This window comes from Kitasatospora sp. NPDC004723 (assembly GCF_040609255.1).
Taxonomy (GTDB): Bacteria; Actinomycetota; Actinomycetes; order Streptomycetales; family Streptomycetaceae; genus Kitasatospora.
In genome coordinates this window covers 66,098-82,378 of sequence record NZ_JBEXJT010000019.1, presented here as the reverse complement: position 1 = coordinate 82,378, position 16,281 = coordinate 66,098, and the positions used below count along the sequence as shown (strand labels likewise).

Annotated in this window: 18 protein-coding genes and 1 riboswitch; of the genes, 10 read left to right on the top strand and 8 right to left on the bottom strand. The window is 74.7% G+C overall.

Annotated features, from left to right (window positions below; all coding sequences use genetic code 11):
• Positions 1-177: 177 nt before the first annotated feature.
• The 4 genes from ABZW10_RS20080 (at position 178) to ABZW10_RS20065 (ending at position 4,967) form a co-directional block, all read left to right on the top strand.
• Positions 178-945 (top strand): ABC transporter ATP-binding protein, encoded by a 768-nt coding sequence (locus ABZW10_RS20080; RefSeq protein WP_355367334.1) that lies wholly within the window; start codon positions 178-180, stop codon positions 943-945.
• Positions 930-2,900, top strand: coding sequence for a hypothetical protein (locus ABZW10_RS20075; protein WP_355367331.1), 1,971 nt, complete (start codon positions 930-932; stop codon positions 2,898-2,900). The genes ABZW10_RS20080 and ABZW10_RS20075 overlap by 16 nt, the downstream gene beginning before the upstream one ends.
• Before the next feature lie 70 nt (positions 2,901-2,970).
• A complete protein-coding gene (locus ABZW10_RS20070) occupies positions 2,971-4,353 on the top strand; it encodes a sensor histidine kinase (RefSeq protein ID WP_355367328.1) in 1,383 nt (460 codons plus the stop codon).
• On the top strand, positions 4,317-4,967 hold the full coding sequence (locus ABZW10_RS20065; protein ID WP_355367325.1) for a response regulator transcription factor: 651 nt from the start codon (positions 4,317-4,319) through the stop codon (positions 4,965-4,967). The genes ABZW10_RS20070 and ABZW10_RS20065 overlap by 37 nt, the downstream gene beginning before the upstream one ends.
• A 19-nt stretch (positions 4,968-4,986) precedes the next feature.
• On the opposite strand, the gene ABZW10_RS20060 is transcribed toward ABZW10_RS20065, so the two are convergent.
• From ABZW10_RS20060 to ABZW10_RS20050, 3 genes are all read right to left on the bottom strand, one after another.
• Complete coding sequence (locus ABZW10_RS20060) at positions 4,987-5,652, bottom strand: rhomboid-like protein (protein ID WP_355367322.1); 666 nt, start codon at positions 5,650-5,652, stop codon at positions 4,987-4,989.
• Positions 5,653-5,660: 8 nt separating this feature from the next.
• On the bottom strand, positions 5,661-5,948 hold the full coding sequence (locus ABZW10_RS20055) for a hypothetical protein (RefSeq protein WP_355367444.1): 288 nt from the start codon (positions 5,946-5,948) through the stop codon (positions 5,661-5,663).
• 110 nt (positions 5,949-6,058) lie between these two features.
• On the bottom strand, positions 6,059-6,202 hold the full coding sequence (locus ABZW10_RS20050) for a hypothetical protein (RefSeq protein WP_355367319.1): 144 nt from the start codon (positions 6,200-6,202) through the stop codon (positions 6,059-6,061).
• Positions 6,203-6,497: 295 nt separating this feature from the next.
• On the opposite strand from ABZW10_RS20050, the gene ABZW10_RS20045 reads away from it, so the two are divergent.
• On the top strand, positions 6,498-7,028 hold the full coding sequence (locus ABZW10_RS20045) for a universal stress protein (protein ID WP_355367316.1): 531 nt from the start codon (positions 6,498-6,500) through the stop codon (positions 7,026-7,028).
• A gap of 70 nt (positions 7,029-7,098) precedes the next feature.
• On the opposite strand, the gene ABZW10_RS20040 is transcribed toward ABZW10_RS20045, so the two are convergent.
• Entirely contained in the window at positions 7,099-7,719 is a 621-nt protein-coding gene (locus ABZW10_RS20040; RefSeq protein WP_355367312.1) for an L-threonylcarbamoyladenylate synthase, read from the bottom strand.
• Between the two features lie 477 nt (positions 7,720-8,196).
• Between ABZW10_RS20040 and ABZW10_RS20035 the strand changes: the two genes are divergently transcribed.
• From ABZW10_RS20035 to ABZW10_RS20025, 3 genes are all read left to right on the top strand, one after another.
• Complete coding sequence (locus ABZW10_RS20035) at positions 8,197-9,042, top strand: DUF4097 family beta strand repeat-containing protein (protein WP_355367309.1); 846 nt, start codon at positions 8,197-8,199, stop codon at positions 9,040-9,042.
• A 196-nt stretch (positions 9,043-9,238) separates the two neighbouring features.
• On the top strand, positions 9,239-10,240 hold the full coding sequence (locus ABZW10_RS20030) for an ATP-binding cassette domain-containing protein (protein WP_355367306.1): 1,002 nt from the start codon (positions 9,239-9,241) through the stop codon (positions 10,238-10,240).
• On the top strand, positions 10,237-11,028 hold the full coding sequence (locus ABZW10_RS20025) for an ABC transporter permease (protein ID WP_355367303.1): 792 nt from the start codon (positions 10,237-10,239) through the stop codon (positions 11,026-11,028). The genes ABZW10_RS20030 and ABZW10_RS20025 overlap by 4 nt, the downstream gene beginning before the upstream one ends.
• A gap of 80 nt (positions 11,029-11,108) precedes the next feature.
• On the opposite strand, the gene ABZW10_RS20020 is transcribed toward ABZW10_RS20025, so the two are convergent.
• The 3 genes from ABZW10_RS20020 to ABZW10_RS20010 all read right to left on the bottom strand — a co-directional run bounded on the left by ABZW10_RS20020 (position 11,109) and on the right by ABZW10_RS20010 (position 13,617).
• Positions 11,109-12,263 (bottom strand): AI-2E family transporter, encoded by a 1,155-nt coding sequence (locus ABZW10_RS20020; RefSeq protein ID WP_355367300.1) that lies wholly within the window; start codon positions 12,261-12,263, stop codon positions 11,109-11,111.
• 236 nt (positions 12,264-12,499) lie between these two features.
• Entirely contained in the window at positions 12,500-13,357 is an 858-nt protein-coding gene (locus ABZW10_RS20015; RefSeq protein WP_355367441.1) for a CbtA family protein, read from the bottom strand.
• A gap of 35 nt (positions 13,358-13,392) precedes the next feature.
• Positions 13,393-13,617, bottom strand: coding sequence for a CbtB-domain containing protein (locus ABZW10_RS20010; protein WP_355367297.1), 225 nt, complete (start codon positions 13,615-13,617; stop codon positions 13,393-13,395).
• 61 nt (positions 13,618-13,678) lie between these two features.
• Positions 13,679-13,765: riboswitch (cobalamin riboswitch) on the bottom strand.
• 175 nt (positions 13,766-13,940) lie between these two features.
• On the opposite strand from ABZW10_RS20010, the gene ABZW10_RS20005 reads away from it, so the two are divergent.
• The gene (locus ABZW10_RS20005) at positions 13,941-14,546 is read left to right on the top strand and encodes a histidine phosphatase family protein (protein ID WP_355367294.1); all 606 of its coding nucleotides are present in this window, start codon (positions 13,941-13,943) and stop codon (positions 14,544-14,546) included.
• 12 nt (positions 14,547-14,558) lie between these two features.
• Here ABZW10_RS20005 and wecB read toward each other — a convergent pair whose 3' ends face one another.
• Positions 14,559-15,683, bottom strand: coding sequence for a UDP-N-acetylglucosamine 2-epimerase (non-hydrolyzing) (gene wecB, locus ABZW10_RS20000; protein ID WP_355367291.1), 1,125 nt, complete (start codon positions 15,681-15,683; stop codon positions 14,559-14,561).
• A gap of 421 nt (positions 15,684-16,104) precedes the next feature.
• Here wecB and ABZW10_RS19995 point away from each other — a divergent pair, with 421 nt between their 5' ends.
• Positions 16,105-16,281 (top strand): hypothetical protein, encoded by a 177-nt coding sequence (locus ABZW10_RS19995; RefSeq protein WP_355367288.1) that lies wholly within the window; start codon positions 16,105-16,107, stop codon positions 16,279-16,281.

Here is a 16,281-nt window from a genome sequence, read left to right as displayed (position 1 = left end):
GTGGCGCAGGTCGAGGGCCGGATGCCAGGTGCAGGGCAGGGGTGGGTCCAGCCCCACCCCGAAGAGTGAGGCGGGGTGGATTCCGCCTCGATCGTGTCCGTCCTAGCGTTGCCTTGGGTCGCCCGGAGGGGGTGGGCCGGGTGCGGGTGGGAGGGTGCGGTGCGAGGAGCGGTGCGGGTGGAGGGCGAGGGTGCGCCGGCCCTGCGGCTGGCGGGGCTGAGCAAGCGGTTCGGGTCCCATCAGGCGGTGGACGGGGTGGAGTTGACCGTGCCGAGCGGCTCGTTCTACGGGCTGGTCGGGCCGAACGGCGCGGGCAAGACGACGTCGCTGTCGATGGCGGTGGGGCTGCTGCGGCCGGACGCGGGCCGGGCGGAGGTGTTCGGCGTCGACGTGTGGGCCGATCCGCTGCGGGCCAAGGCGCTGGTCGGCGTCCTGCCCGACGGCCTGGCGCTGCCGGAGCGGCTGACCGGCCGGGAGCTGCTGCGGTACCTGGGCCGGTTGCGCGGTCTGGACGGGCGGACGGTGGACAGCCGGACGGAGGAGCTGCTGGTCGTGCTGGAGCTGGCGGACGCGGCCCGGACGGCGGTGATCGACTACTCCACCGGGATGCGCAAGAAGATCGGCCTGGCCACCGCCCTGCTGCACGCACCGTGGCTGCTGGTCCTGGACGAGCCCTTCGAGGCGGTCGACCCGGTGTCGGCGGCGACGGTCCGCACGATCCTGCAGCGGTTCGTCGCGGCCGGCGGTTCGGTGGTGCTCTCCAGCCATGTGATGGCCCTGGTCGAGAGCCTCTGCGACCACGTCGCGGTGATCGCCCGGGGCCGGGTGGCGGCCGCCGGGCCGGTGGCCGAGGTGCGGGGCGGGCGGGCTCTGGAGGACGTGTTCGTCGAGCTGGTCGGCGCCCGGACCGGGGGAACGGAGGGGCTGGAATGGCTGGCCTCCTGACGGTTCCGCCGGCGGCGGGCGGCCGTGTGGCGATCACCGTGCTCACCGGCATGAAGGCGACCGTCCTTCGGCGGTCGATGTCCGGCCCGCGTGCCGCCGGGCTGGTCGTCGGCACGGTGTGCGGCGGGGCGGGCGCGGTCGGCACCGCGCTGCTCGGCTTCGCGGACTACGCGACCCCGGAGGCCGGGTTCGGCGTCCTGGCGCTGGCCCAGCTGCTGTGGAGCCTGGGGTGGGCGCTCGGGCCGCTGGTCACCGGCGGCGACTCCACCCTGCGGCCGGCCTGGTTCGCGATGGTGCCGATGCGCCCGCGCAGCCTGGCCGTCGGGCTGCTCGGTGCCGCCTTCGTCGGCGTCACCCCGGCGCTCGCGCTGGTCGCCTTCGGCGGGCTGCTCGCCTACGGCGTCCGCCAGGGGCCGGCGGCGGCGGTGGTCGCGGTGCCCGCCGTACTGCTCCAGCTGCTCTTCGTGGTGGTGCTGGCGAAGTTCACCCCGCAGGTGCTGGGCGGCGTGCTGCGCTTCCGCCTCGGCTGGGAGCTGTCCGCGCTGCTGGTCGGCCTGGTGATGGCCTGTCTGAACTCCGGCTGGTTCGCGATCGGCTTCCTGGTCCGGCTCGGGACCGGTGACTGGGCGGCCGGGGCGCAGACCGCGGTGCGGGTGCTGCCCTCGGGCTGGGCGGTGGTCGCGGTGGACGCGGCCCGCCGCTCGGACTGGCCGACGGCCGTCGCCGCGCTCGGCGCCCTGGCCGCCGTGTGCGGGCTGCTGCTGGCGGCCTGGGCGGCGCTGCTCTCCCGGCAGCTGGTGCGCGGCGGCACCGCCCGCCCCCACCGGGCCGCCGCCCGCCCCCGGGCGCGGAACCGGCTGCTCCCCGACACCCCGGCGGGGGCGGTCCTGGCCAAGGAACTGCTGCTCTGGCGGCGCGACCCGCGCCGGGCCCGGTTCCTGCGGACCGCGCTCTGGACGGGCGTGTTCACCGGTCTGCTCCCGCTGCTCGACGGCTTCGGCCAGCTGCTGCCATGGACGGGGGTGGTCGCCGCGGTGTTCGCCGGCGCGTTCTGCGTCAACCTGTACGGCCTGGACGCGGGCGCGCTCTGGCTGACGCTGGTGGTGCCGGGCGCGGAACGGGCCGACGTCCGGGCCCGGCAGGCCGCCTGGCTGCTGGTCACCACCCCGGTGGCGCTGCTGCTGACGCTTGCCGCGCTCCCGGTCGCCCCGGGTGCCGTCCGGCCGTGGGTGTTCGCGGTGCTGCCGGCCGTGCTCGGCGCGGCGGCCGGGCTGATCCCGCTGATGGCGGTGCTCGGCGCCGCCCCGTCGCCCGACCGCCCCGGCGGCGGCCCGCTGGACGACCTCGCCGACGAGAGCGCCGAACACGTCCGGGCTCAGGGCCTGGCGGCATTCTGGCTGCAACTGCTCGCGGCGCTGCCCGCGGCCGGCGTGGTGCTGGCCGGCACCCTGCTGTCCAGCGCCCCGCTGCGCTGGGCCGGGGTGCCGGCGGGCCTGCTCACCGGCGCGCTGTACACGTGGGGGCTGGGCCGCGCGGCCGGGCGTCGGCTGGAGGCGCGCGGACCGGAGCTGCTGGACGTGCTGCGCAAGGGACTGCGCCGCACCCCGGAGTCCGCGAAGCCTGCCAGGTCGGCGGACACGGGGGATGCTGCTCCGGCGGCGGCCGGACTCTCGCACGGACGTTCGGCGGCGGTCGGCCTGCTCACCACCGGCGGCATCCTGCTGATCGCGCCGCAGGGACTGGTGGCGCTCGCCCTGTCGCTGTTCACGCCTTCCGTGCGCAGCTGGTTCCTGGTGCTCTACCTGCCCCGGGCGCTCGGGATACCGGTGGCGGTGGCGTTCGTCCTGCTCGGCGCGTTCTGCCTGCGGACGGCGCACCGGCTGAACCAGCCAGAGCAGCCGGACCGCCCTGACCGCCCCGACCGCCGGGCCCCGTCGGCGGAGCTGGGATCATGACGGGGCGACGGACCGCCACCCGGGCGGGGCCGCTCCCGCACAGGACGATCGACCAGCGACCGGAGGCCCGGTGAACCGCCCGCTACCCGCCGCCCGCGCCGACCGGCCCGGCCGCGCCGACCGGCCCGGCCGCGCCGACCGGCCCGGCCGCGTCGCCGCCCTCGGCCGGCTGCTGGTGCTGACGGCGGTCGTCCCCGCCGAACTGGTGCTGCTGGTGGTCGTCATCGGCAGCTTCGTGCTCTGGTTCGGCCTCGGGATCTTCGTCCTGTTCCCCTCCACCACCCGGCTCGCCCGCGCGGCCGCCGGCCTCGCCCGGGCCTACGCCGGCCGCTGGTCGGGGGTGCCGGTGCCACCGCCGTACCTGCCGCGCCCGGGGCTCGAACGCACCCTGCACGGCTGGTTCTGGACCGGCCACGACTACCACAAGAACCGCTGGTTCGCGAGCGTCGCCCGCAACATCCGCTGGCTCTGGAAGGACCCGGCGACCTGGCGCGACGTGCTCTGGGTGGTGCTGAACCCGCTGGTCGGCGGGGTGCTCGCCGCCACCCCGCCGCTGCTGCTCGGCGTCGGCCTGTACGCCCTCGCGGGCACCGTCCTGCCGCTGCCCGGCCCGGACCTCGGCCCGCTCCGGGCCTTGCTCGGCGGCCGGCCCGCCCCCGCCCTCACCCCCGCGCTCACCCTCGCCTTCGGCCTCGCGAGTGCCGCCGCGGGCCCGGCGCTGGCCCGGCCGGCGCTGCGTCTGCACGGCCGCTGGACGCACGCGCTGCTCGGCCCCACCGAGCGCTCCCGCCTCGCCCTGCGGGTCGAGCAGCTGACCGAGACCCGGCTGGACGCCACCGAGGCGCAGGCCGCCGAGCTGCGCCGGATCGAGCGCGACCTGCACGACGGCGCCCAGGCCCGGCTGGTCGCGGTGAGCCTGCGGCTGGGCGCGGTCGCCGCGCTGATCGACCGCGACCCGGCGCAGGCGAAGACGGTGGTGACGGAGGCACAGGAGAACGTCACCCAGGCCCTCCAGGAACTGCGCGACCTGGTGCGCGGCATCCACCCGCCGGTACTCGCCGAGCGCGGCCTCGCCGAGGGGCTGCGCGCCCTGGCCCTGGACGTGCCGCTGCGCGTCGAGGTGCGGGCCGAGCTGCCCGGCCGGGCCGAGTCCCCGGTCGAGTCAGCGGTCTACTACGCGGTCAGCGAGGCCCTGACCAACGCGGTCAAGCACGCCGGCGCGCGGCACGCCGCGGTGGAGCTGGTCCATGTGGGCGGCGTGCTGCGCGCCGAGGTCACCGACGACGGCCGGGGCGGCGCCGACCCGGGCCGGGGCTCCGGCCTGCGGGGCATCCAGCGCAGGCTCGCCGCGTTCGACGGTACGCTCACGCTGATCAGCCCCCCGGGCGGGCCGACCCGGCTGACCATGGAGCTACCGTGCGCGTTGTCCTCGCCGAGGACCTCTACCTCCTGAGGGACGGTCTGTCCCTCCTGCTCACCGCCCACGGGCACGAGATCGTCGCGGCGGTGGGCAGCGGCCCCGAGCTCGCCGCCGCGCTGGCCGAGCACCGCCCGGACGTCGCGGTGGTCGACGTCCGGCTGCCGCCCACCTTCACCGACGAGGGCCTCCAGGTCGCCCTGGCCGCCCGCCGCGCCCGGCCGGGCCTGCCGGTCCTGGTGCTCTCCCAGCACGTCGAGCAGCTGTACGCGCGGGAACTGATCGCCGACGGCGCCGGGGCGGTCGGCTACCTGCTCAAGGACCGGGTCGCCAACGCCGCGCAGTTCATGGACGCGCTGCGCACCGTCGCCTCCGGCGGCACCGTGATGGACCCGCAGGTGATCACCCGGCTGCTCGCCCGCAACGCCGACGACCGGCCGCTGGCGCTGCTCACCCCGCGCGAGCGGGAGGTGCTGGCGATGATGGCCGAGGGGCGCTCGAACGCCGCCATCGCCCAGCGGCTGCACTTCAGCGAGGGCGCGGTCAGCAAGCACACCTCCAGCATCTTCGCGAAGCTCGGCCTCGGCGCCTCCGACGACGACAACCGCAGGGTGCTCGCCGTCCTCGCCTACCTCGACGGCACGCGGTAGCACGCGTCGGCTCGCGCCCTCAGTTCGACGGCACGCGGTCCGAGGCCTGGCGCGGCGCCGACGGGGTGGCGCTCCGGCGGGCCACCGGGCGCAGGCCCAGTCGGTGCGCGACCGCGACGGCGAGCCCCGCGAGCAGCGAGACCAGGTGTCCCACGGCGGCGACCTCGCCGTCCGTGACGCCGCCGAGCAGGGTGGGCGCCGCGACCGCGAGCATGAGCAGCCAGAGCGCCCGCGACCACACCGGGCGGGCCCGGCAGGCCGCCACCGCCAGTGCCGCGACCACCACGTAGGAAGGGCCGGTGTCCAGGGCGTGCGCCGCCTCGGGCGGCAGCGCGCCGTGGTCGATCCGCCACCGGACCAGACCCTCGGTCAGCGCGGTCGCCACCACGTGCACCAGGGCCAGTACCGCCACCGCCCGCCGGCCGCCGAGCGCCCCGACCACCGCGAAGACGGACAGCGCGAACACCGGCCAGATCCAGACGGTGTCCTGCGGGACGAACGCCGACACCGTCAGCGAGCCGACCGGGTGGCCGTCCGGCCAGGGGCGCAGATTGTCCAGGTCGGTCGACGCCCACTCGCGCAGCGCCAGCACCCGCTCGGCCGGCAGCAGCCGCAGCACCGGCCACATCGCGGCCAGCGCGCTCACGTACCAGAACGCCGGATTGCGCAGCAGCCGCGCCCCCACGCCGGGTCCTACCGGCCGCGGCGCGGCGTCCGCGCCCCGCGGGTGAGCACCGCGCCCACGGTGAGCGCCACCGCACCGGCGGCCAGCACCCCGCCCCGGGAGCGCCAGGACAGCACCGACCAGCGCGAGTTCGCGGAGAGCAGCGAGCCGACGCTCAGCCACGATCCGGCCGACAGCACGGAGGCCGCCGATCCGGCTGAGCCGATGGACAGGAAGCTGCCGGCCGATCCGATCGAGAGCACCGACCCGACCGACCCGATCGACAGGACCGATCCCACCGACCCGATCGACAGCAGGGAGTCCTTGGAACACGCCGCCCACCCGGGCGCGCAGGCGGCCGTGGCGGTCGTTGACGAGCAATCACGAGACTTGGACACGCCCTGATCGTATGCCGCCCCGCTGCCGGTCACCCGCCGACGTGGGCCGGCAGGCCGTCCGCCACCGGGTACGGCCGCTCGTCGGGCAGCAGCAGCCGTGCGGCCTCCGGCTCGCCGTTGCGCAGATGGCCGTGGATCCGCCGCACGAGCGGCGTGACGTCGGTGACGGGCACCGTCCGGTGTGGAGGGCGCGGATCCGGCGCTTCGGCTCCACAGGGGCCACCCGGTCCACCAGGTCCACCAGGTCCATCCGGTCCGCAGGCTCTGGAGCAGTGCTGTTCGGTGCTGTCACGCCGCCAGCGTGGACCGCTCGGCCGGGCGGCGCCACCGAATTCGGCCCGGCGGCCGGACGGGTCGGCGCGATGCAAGGTCATATACAGTGAAAGCCTTCGATTTGCAGGCTCTTGCGCCCTATGGAACCATAATCCATAAGCATTCAGCGGATCGAACACCGGAAAGCGAAGGATCATGTCGGACGGCGCGCGCGTCATCGTCGGAGTCAGCGGATCGTTGCACAGCCTCACCGCCCTGCACCGGGCGGCGGACGAGGCGCGCGACCGGGGCGCCGTCCTGGTGCCGGTGCTGGCCTGGACGCCGGCCGGCGGCGAGTACAACTACCGGCTGCGCCCCTGCCCGCCGCTGCTCCGCGCCTGGCAGGGCATGGCCGACGCGCGCCTGGAGCAGGCCCTGGACGAGGCGTTCGGCGGGCTCCCGGCCGGGGTCCGGGTGGAGCCCCAGGTGGTGCGCGGCGAGGTCGGACCGGTGCTGACCTCGCTGGCTGACCGGCCGGACGACCTGCTGGTGGTCGGCGCGGGCCGGCACGGCACCCTGCGCACCACGGTGCGCCGCCTGTTCCAGGGCGGATCGGTGAGCCGCTACTGCCTCACCCACGCCCGCTGCACCGTGCTCGCCGTCCCGCCGTCCGACCTCCAGGACGACCTGCGCGCCCTGCGCCGCGGCGTCGACCTGCGCGAGCTCACGGACCTCGTCGCAGCCTGAGCCGCCCGAGCCGCCTGAGCCGCCCGAGTCGCGTGAGCCGCCCGAGTACCCGGGCGGCTCACGCGGCCCGTCACTCGAAGCGGGTGACGTCGCCGGCTCCCCGCCGGACGATCTCCGGCCCGCCGCCGGAGAAGTCGACCACCGTCGTCGGCACCGTGCCGCAGTCGCCCGAGTCCACCACGGCGTCCAGCACGTGGTCGAGGCGCTCCTTGATCTCCCACCCCTGGGTCATCGGCTCGTCGTCGCCGGGGAGGAGCAGGGTGCTGGAGACCAGCGGCTCGCCGAGTTCGGCGAGCAGGGCCCGGGTGACGGCGTGGTCGGGGATCCGGACGCCGACCGTCTTCTTCTTCGGGTGCATCAGACGGCGGGGGACCTCCTTGGTGGCGGGGAGGATGAAGGTGTAGCTGCCCGGGGTGGCCGCCTTGACGGCGCGGAAGACGTTGTTGTCGAGCTGGACGAACTGCCCCAGCTGTGCGAAGTCCACGCACATCAGGGTGAAGTGGTGGCGCTCGTCGAGGCGCCGGATCGATCGGATCCGCTCCAGGCCGTCGCGGTTGTCCAGCTGACAGCCCAGGGCGAAGCAGGAGTCGGTCGGGTAGGCGACAAGACCCCCGGACCTGAGAGTGTCGGCCACGGTGCCGATGGTGCGCGGCTGGGGGGACTCTGGATGCACATCGAAGTACTTCGCCATTGGCCGACCCTACGGGATCCCGGCGGCCGTCGGGCGCAGCCGCGTCCGCCCGCCGCACCACCGCCCCCTGCGCGAGCGCATCGTCGCGGAGCTCCCCGGCCTCGAACTCGTGCCGGAGGCTCCGCCGTGGCGGCTGGTCTCCGACTTCCGGAACGGGCTGAGGGCCCTGGTGCTCCGCCGCCGGTAGGTGCGGCGGACAAGCTCGACGGCATCGCAGTGATGCCATGGTGGCGTCGCCGGGCGTCGAAGGGTGCCACGGTGGGTGCTGAGTGAGCCGGATCCGTGGGCAGTCCCCGCCGATTGCGGCGCCGGCGGCGCCTTCGGATCCACGCCTCGGGAGCTCTTGCCGCCATCCCACTGCCAGAATGGCTTGCGGTGGCGCCAAAGTGATGCCACCATAGCGTCATGGACCTCGTTCCGGAGGTCAGCCAGAGCATCGAGCAACCTGGGCCGAACGCCCGGAGAACGGGGCACACCATGCCTTCTTTCGACACCCCGGAACCGATCTCGGTGACCGCGCACGTGGAGGCCGGTTCGATCCGCTTCGTCGCGGAGGACCGCACCGACACCGCCGTGGAGGTGCGGCCGCGCGACCCGAAGAAGGACCTGGACGTGCGGGCCGCCGAGCAGACCGAGGTCGGGTACGCCAACGGGGCGCTGACCGTCAGGACGCCCAGGCCGCGGTACCTCGTCGGGCGCACCGGTACCGTCGACGTGACGGTGGAGCTGCCGGCGGGTTCGCGTGTCGACCTGACCGGCGCCTGGGCCCAGGTGCTGGGCGAGGGGCGGCTCGGCGAGGTCCGGGTGAAGACCTCCGCCGGTGACGTCCGCCTCGATGCGACCGGTCCGCTGACGCTGACGGCCTCGCACGGGTCGATCACCGTGGACCGCGTCGAGGGCCGGTCCGAGATCACCACCAGTTCCGGCAGCCTGCGCGTCGGCCTCGCCGACGGCCCGGCCGTGCTGAAGAACTCGCACGGCACCACGACCGTCGACGCCGCGACCGGCGACCTGCGGGTGAGCGGCGCCAACGGCGACATCGAGATCCGGCGCGCCGAGGCCTCGGTCACCGCCACCACCGCCCACGGCACCCTGCGGGTCGGGGAGGTCGCCCGCAGCACCGTCCAGCTGGAGACCTCCTACGGCGCCATCGAGGTCGGCATCCGCGAGGGCACGGCCGCCTGGCTCGACGTCAGCTCGGTGTCCGGGCAGGTCCGCAACCTGCTCGCCGCCTCCGACGCCCCGGCGGAGACCGAGGACGCCGTCAAGCTCCACGCCCGCACCCGCTACGGCAACATCGACATCGTCCGCGCCAAGGCCTGACCGCCGTTCAGCCCCGGGGCGCCTCCGGTCCCGTGGTGCCCCCGATCCCGCCGCAGCCTCAGGCCCGCCGGCACCCTCAGACCCTTTGGCACCTTCAGGCCTCGTGGCGCCTTCGGGCCGCACATCGCCCGCCGATCCCGTAGCGTCCCGACTCGCCCGCGCTCTCCGCCACCCAGCCCTCGAACGGGAGGACCCCATGCCGTCTTCTGCCATGCCCGCGCCGAGGCGGTCGCCCGGCCCGCAGGCGCCCGCCGCGGTCACCGCCGTCGGCCTGCGCAAGTCCTACGGCGACAAGACCGTCCTCGACGGCGTCGATCTGAGCATCCCGGCCGGCACCGTGTTCGCGCTGCTCGGACCCAACGGCGCCGGAAAGACCACCGTCGTGAAGATCCTCTCCACCCTGATCAAGCCCGACGGCGGGCAGGCCCGGGTCGCGGGCCACGACATCGCCGCCGCCCCGGACGGCGTGCGCGCCGCGATCGGCGTCACCGGGCAGTTCTCCGCCGTGGACGGCCTGATCACCGGCGAGGAGAACATGCGCCTGATGGCGGACCTGCACCACCTGTCCAGGCAGGAGGGACGGCGGGTCACGGCCGAGCTGCTGGAGCGGTTCGACCTCGCCGAGGCCGCCGGGAAACCCGCCTCCACCTACTCGGGCGGCATGAGGCGGCGGCTCGACATCGCCATGACCCTGGTCGGCAACCCGCGGATCATCTTCCTCGACGAGCCGACCACCGGCCTCGACCCGCGTTCCCGGCACGCCATGTGGCAGGTCGTCCGGGAACTGGTCGCCGGCGGCGTCACCGTCCTCCTCACCACCCAGTACCTGGAGGAGGCCGACGAACTCGCCGACCGCATCGCGGTGCTCCACGGCGGCAGGATCGTGGCCGACGGCACCGCCGACGAGCTGAAGCGGCTGATCCCCGGCGGATACGTCCGGCTCCGCTTCTCCGACGCGGCGGCCCATCGCTCGGCCGCCGCCGTGCTGGCCGACGCCGTCCGGGACGACGAGGCGCTCGCGCTGCGGATCCCCAACGACGGCAGTCAGCGCGAACTGCGCGCGATCCTCGACCGCCTGGACGCCGCCGGCATCGAGGCCGACGAACTCACCGTGCACACACCCGACCTCGACGACGTGTTCTTCGCCCTGACCGGCGGGTCCACCCCTCCGAACCAGCCCGAGGAGGCTGTCCGATGAGCTCCGTCCCGCTCGCTCTGCGCGACTCGGCGACGATGCTGCGGCGCAATCTGCTACACGCCCGCCGTTACCCCTCGCTGACCCTCAACCTGCTGCTGACACCGGTCGTCCTGCTGCTGCTGTTCGTCTACATCTTCGGCGACGTGATGAGCGCGGGCATCGGCGGCGGTGGCGCCGACCGCGCCGAGTACATCGCGTACCTCGTTCCGGGCATCGTGCTGATGACCATCAGCGGCACCACGGTCGGCGCGGCGGTCTCCATCGCGAACGACATGACCGAGGGCATCATCGACCGGTTCCGCACGATGGCGATCCACCGGGGGTCCGTGCTGATCGGTCACGTGGTCGGCAGTGTGCTGCAGGCGGTCGCCAGCGCGGTCGTCGTCGGCGCCGTCGGCGTGGCCATCGGCTTCCGTTCCACCGACGCGACGGTGCTGGAATGGCTCGCCGCCTTCGGGCTGCTCACGCTGTTCGCCCTGGCGCTCACCTGGATCGCGGTCGGGATGGGCATGGTCAGCCCGAACGCCGAGGCGGCGAGCAACAACGCCCTGCCGCTGATCTTCCTGCCGCTGGTCTCCAGCGCCTTCGTCCCGGTGGACGCGATGCCGGGGTGGTTCCAGCCGATTGCCCAGTACCAGCCGTTCACCCCGGCCATCGAGACCCTGCGCGGGCTGCTGCTCGGCACCGGCATCGGCAACAGCGGGTGGATCGCCGTGGCCTGGTGCCTGGGGCTGGCCGTACTCGGTTACCGCTGGTCGAAGGCGGTGTTCGACCGGGCCGCCAAGTGACCTTGCCGCAAGTGGCCGGTACGCCCGAACGCGCCGGCCACCGGGTGACCGAGGACGGTCCCTGGTGGCCGGTGCGTTGCTCAGCCGTCGGGGGAGTCGTGGCGCAGGGCGCCGGTCACCGCCCAGGCGACGGACACCACCGGGACGGCCACCAGGGCGCCCAGGACCCCGCCGAGGACGGCGCCGCCGGCGACGGACAGGGCGATGGCGACCGGGTGGATCCGCACCGACCAGCCGAGGACCAGGGGGTGGAGGAGGTGGCCCTCGATCTGGCCGATCACCACGATCAGGCCGAGGACCAGCAGGGCCACCACCGGGCCGCGGGCGGCCAGGGCGACCAGGGCGGCGATCGCCAGTGCGATCGGGGAGCCGATCAGCGGGATGAGGGTGGCGACGAACTCCAGGACCACCAGGGGCAGTACCAGCGGCACCCGGAGGACGGCGAGCGCGATGCCGACCAGGACGGCGTTGGTCGCCGCGACGATCAGCACGCCGCGGGTGTAACCGGCGAAGGTGTGCCACGCGGCCTGGCCCGCCCGCTGCCACACCGGGCGGGTGCGGGTGGGGAGCTGGTGCACTCCCCAGCTCCACATCCGGTCGCCGGAGTGCAGGAAGAAGATCGCGCAGAACACCGCGAGCGCCAGCCCGGTGAGCAGCTCGACGGCCCGCCCGGCGCCGCTGAGCGCGGTGCTGAGCAGCGCGGAACGGTGGGCGGAGAGGTAGTCGCCGATCCGGGACCTGAGGTCGCCGGCCGCGCCGGGGCGCAGATGGAAGGGGGCCCCGCTGAGCCAGCGGTCGATCCGGCCGAACCCGCCGTGCAACTCGTCGCCGAGCCGGCCCCACTCCACGGCGACGGTCGTGCCGACCAGGGCGAGGATCCCGCCCACCAGCACGGCGGAGCCCACCAGGGTGAACAGCACGGCCAGCGAGCGGGGCAGCGCCCGGGCCAGCAGATCGACCGGCGGGCGCAGGACCGAGGTGATGACCAGGGCGAGGAACACCGCGATCACCGGCAGTTGGAGCCGGCTGAGGACGGTGACGGCCAGGTAGGCGGAAACACCGAGGGCGACCAGCCGCCAGGCGTAGCCGGCGGCGGTCCGCAGTCCGGGCGGCACTCGTTCGCCCGTTCGGTCGGTGGTGCGGGTGGCCGCGCGGCGGGTGGCCCGGTCCGGCCCGGTGCGAAGGGCGGTCCTGGGCCTGCCGGGGCGCCGCGAGCGCCCGCGTCCTGCGGTCATGGCGGGGCGCGCCGGGCCGGACCGGCGCCATGGCCCGAGGTCGGGCCGTTCCTGCCGCGCATCGGCCGTTCCCTCCTCCGCTCGGGGACGCCCCGGAGCCCGGCGTCCGTCCGAGTCCGATGCTGCCAAACCCGCACGGGGGGCGCACGTGCGACTCGACCCCGCCGGCGCGCCATCGGCAGGGTCGAGTCGTGTGCTGGGGAGGAGGGACGGGGAGTGGGGACCGGGGGAGTGGGTCAGACCGCCGGAGCGGGGACGGCCGTCTTTTCCGCTGCGGGTGCCGCCGGGGCGAGCATCCGCTGCGCCAGGGCGCCGAAGACCAGGGCGAAACCGGTCCACAGCACGGCCTGCAGGCCGATCGAGGCGAGCCGGAAGTCCCACAGCAGCCCGGCCGGGAAGCCGTCCGGGATGGCGTCGTCGTTGTCCGGCAGCACGAAGGAGAGCACGGCCATCACCGCGACGTAGCCGAGGCCGGCCGCGAGGACGGCGTTCCAGGTGCCCAGGCGCGGTGCCAGCCGTCGGCCGGTGATCACCGCGGCCGTGCCGATCAGCACGCTGAGCGCGATCATCAGGAAGAACAGCGCGGTGCGCTTCCCGATGGTGTCCGGATTGCCGACCGCCGGCGGCATCGCCGGGTACTTGAGGAACGGCACCAGGTAGACGGTGGTGAACGCGGCGCCCGCGACGAGTGCGGCGGTGGCCCGGGGGCCGAACCGGCCGACCCGGCCGAGGGCGAAGCAGAACGCCAGCGCCGCGATGCCGCCGACGGCGACGCCGTAGACGAGCACGCCGGTGGCGAGGCCGGCGGTGGACTGGAGGTCCCGGCTGACCAGTTCCTCCTCGTCGGCGGACTCGGCCGGGGCCCCGGCGGCGTCGGCGGCCTCGTGGGAGTCCGCCGGGCCGGCGGCGGAACCGGCCCCGCCGCCGTGGTCGTGGTGGTGCCCGGCCGGGGCGGACTGCGACTGCTCCTGGGCGATGGCGTCCGAGACGGGGCCCTCGCCGACGGTGTAGGCGAAGACGAAGGCCACCAGCCCGGCGACCAGGCCGGCCAGCAGACCGCGCAGCAGCAGCTTTCCGACGGTGCCCGAGGGCATGGATGCGGAGTCGTTCATCGGTGCGTGGTCTCCGCTCAGTGGCACGGGAAGCCGAGCAGGTGGCGGCCGTCGTGCACCCACTCGTGCACGGTGGCCCCGGAGAACACGGAGGTGGCGCCCTGTTCGGCACCGACGAAGTAGAGCAGGACCAGCATCAGGGTGCCGAGGAACAGCGCCCAGGGAAGGATGGCGCGGATCGGCAGCGTGGCCGGGGCGGAACCGCCCGCGGGCAGGCTGGGGGAGAGGACGGACTGGGCCATGGCAGGACCTCCTGGGGGAAACACGCGTCCCGTTCGGTGGAGCTCTGACGACGGCGGTCGGGTCTGACTCGCCGGACCCCGCCGTTGCGTGAGGCGGCCGGTTCCGGCTTACAGTGGCGCGACCGTGCCGGATTTCCACCGGGCTTCCGTCTCGCCGTCGTCTTCAGTTGTCGGGTGAGACCGTAGCGCCCGGTGACGGCGGAGCCAAGGGCGTACGCCGAATCGTTGCCGCGCCGCGAGCTGCGCAATCGTCCGCCGCAGGGCCCGGAAGCCGCTGGTCCGGGGGGCTGCCAAGGGTCACAGGTGTACGAAGGGGGAAGGGCATGACAGTACGGGTGATCTTCGTCGCTCCGGCGATCGGGCCGGAGCTGCGGCAGGCCCGGTTCGGCGGCGAAGGGTCCGTGGACGGGGGCGATCCGCTCGACGCCGCCGGGGTGCGGGCCGCCCGCGCCGCCGGGCCGGGCCTGCCGGCGGCGGCCCTGCGGTTCGTCTCGCCCTCCGCCCGCTGCCGCCGCACCGCCGAGGAGCTGGGGCTGTCCGACGCCGTGGACGAGCCCGAGCTGCGCGGCTGTGCGACGGGCCGCTGGAGCGGGCGGACCCTCGACGAGGTGGTGGCCGAGGAGCCGCAGGCGGTGCGGGCGTGGCTGTCCGACCCGGCGGCGGCGCCGCACGGCGGCGAGTCGGTGCGGGAGCTGTGCGCCCGGGTGGGCGGCTGGCTGGACGGCACGGCGGCGGTGCTGGGCGGCCGGGTGCTGGTGGTCGCCGAGCCGGACGTGGTGCGGGCCGCCGCGGTGCACGCCCTCGGCGTCACGGACCAGGCCTTCCGGCGGCTCGACGTGCCCCCGCTGGCCGGCGTCGAACTGACCGGGTGGGTGGGCCGCTGGAACCTTCGCCTCGGCGGACCCGGGTCCGGCAGCGGTCGGCCCTAGGGACGAACCGGCTCACCCGGCGCAGAGCAGCCGCGCGCGGTCCTCGGCGAGGTAGCGGGAGCGGACGGCGGCGACGATCTCCGCGCTGGCGGTGCCGTTGCCGTACGGGGAGGGCCGCCCGGCGAGCGCCCCGACGGCCTCCGGGTCGGCGAGCAACTCCCGGAGCGCGACGTCGAGTTCGGCACCGGGCCGGACCAGCCGGGCGAAGCCGGAGCGGACCGCCTCGGGCCGTTCGGTGGAGTTGCGGACCACGATCAGCGGCCGCTTGAGGACCGTGCACTCCTCCTGGACCCCGCCGGAGTCCGAGACCAGCAGCCGGCAGCCGGCGGCCAGGGCGAGGAAGGTGCGGTGGTCGACCGGGGGCACCGGGCGCAGCCCGGCGAGCGCGCCGGAGAGCCCGAACCGTTCGATCGCCGCCCGGGTGCGCGGATGCAGCGGCAGCACCACCGGCAGGTCCAGCGCGGCGAGTTGGCCGAGGATCCGGCCGAGCCGGGCGGGGTCGTCGGTGTTCTCCGGCCGGTGCAGGGTGGCCAGCAGATAGCGGTTGGGGCGCAGCCCGAATCCGTCCAGGACGGCGCGGGCCTCGACCGGTCCGGGCAGTGATTCCAGGGTGGCCTCGACGACGGTGTTGCCGGTGACCACCACCTGCTCCGCCTCGATGCCCTCGCGCAGCAGGTGGGCGGCGGCGGTCGCGGTCGGGGCGCAGTGCAGGTCGGCGAGCGGGGCGATGAGCCGGCGGTTGGCCTCCTCGGGCATGTCGGGGTCGAAGGAGCGCAGTCCGGCCTCGACGTGGACGACGGGCACGCCCGCGCAGTGGGCGGCCAGTGCGCCGGCGGCGGCGGAGTTGGTGTCGCCCTGGACGACGACGGCGGCGGGCGGATGCTCGGTGAAGTGGTCGCTGAGCGCGCTGACCATCCGGCCGATCTGTCGGCCCCGGGCCTCGCCGGCGACGCCGCTGAGGGTGATGTGCGGGCGGGGGAGCGCGTACTGCCGGAAGAAGGCGGTGGTGAGGCCGGGATCCCAGTGCTGACCGGTCCACACGATGCGGGCGGCGTCCTCCAGGAGCCGCACCACACCGGCGAGTTTGACGATTTCCGGTCGGGTGCCGAGGACCACGGCTATGTCGGCTGAGGGCATTCGGGCTCCCTTGACGGTGCATCCGATCGAAAGCTCGGAGTGCTCGGACTACGTGTCACAACATGGCCATCGGCGCTGAGCCGCGGCAACCGTTGGTGATCAATGTCCCCCGAATGGCGGTACGGCGGGTCGCCGCGACACTCCGTTGACATGCCGTCGACACGCCGTTCGGCTCGTTCGCGGGAAGCATCGTGCGAATACGGACCATCAGAAGTCTGATTTTCGTTCCATGATGTGCCACCAGAAAGGGAGTTCGATCCGCGGTGGCATCGCGGTAACGTTCCTCCCCGCCTGGGCCGTTCCGATGTGCCCGGTGCTGCCCCCCCTGTGTCCGGGTGCTCACCGAATTCGCCCGCATCCCTTCCGCTGCGCGGCACCCCCCCTCGTATGACCCCGGTTCTCCGACGAGAGGAATTCCCCCATGTACGGACCTGTGGCCGGCGGACTGCCGCCGGCAGCCGGCGGCGGCGCCCTGGCGGCGACCGGATCGGTGGGCCTCGGCGTCACGGCGACGGCCGCGGTGGCCATGGTGCTGCTCGGGCTCGGACTGCTCCGCCGCAGCCGACTGCGCCGCGGCGAGGGCCCGGGCGAGGACTGA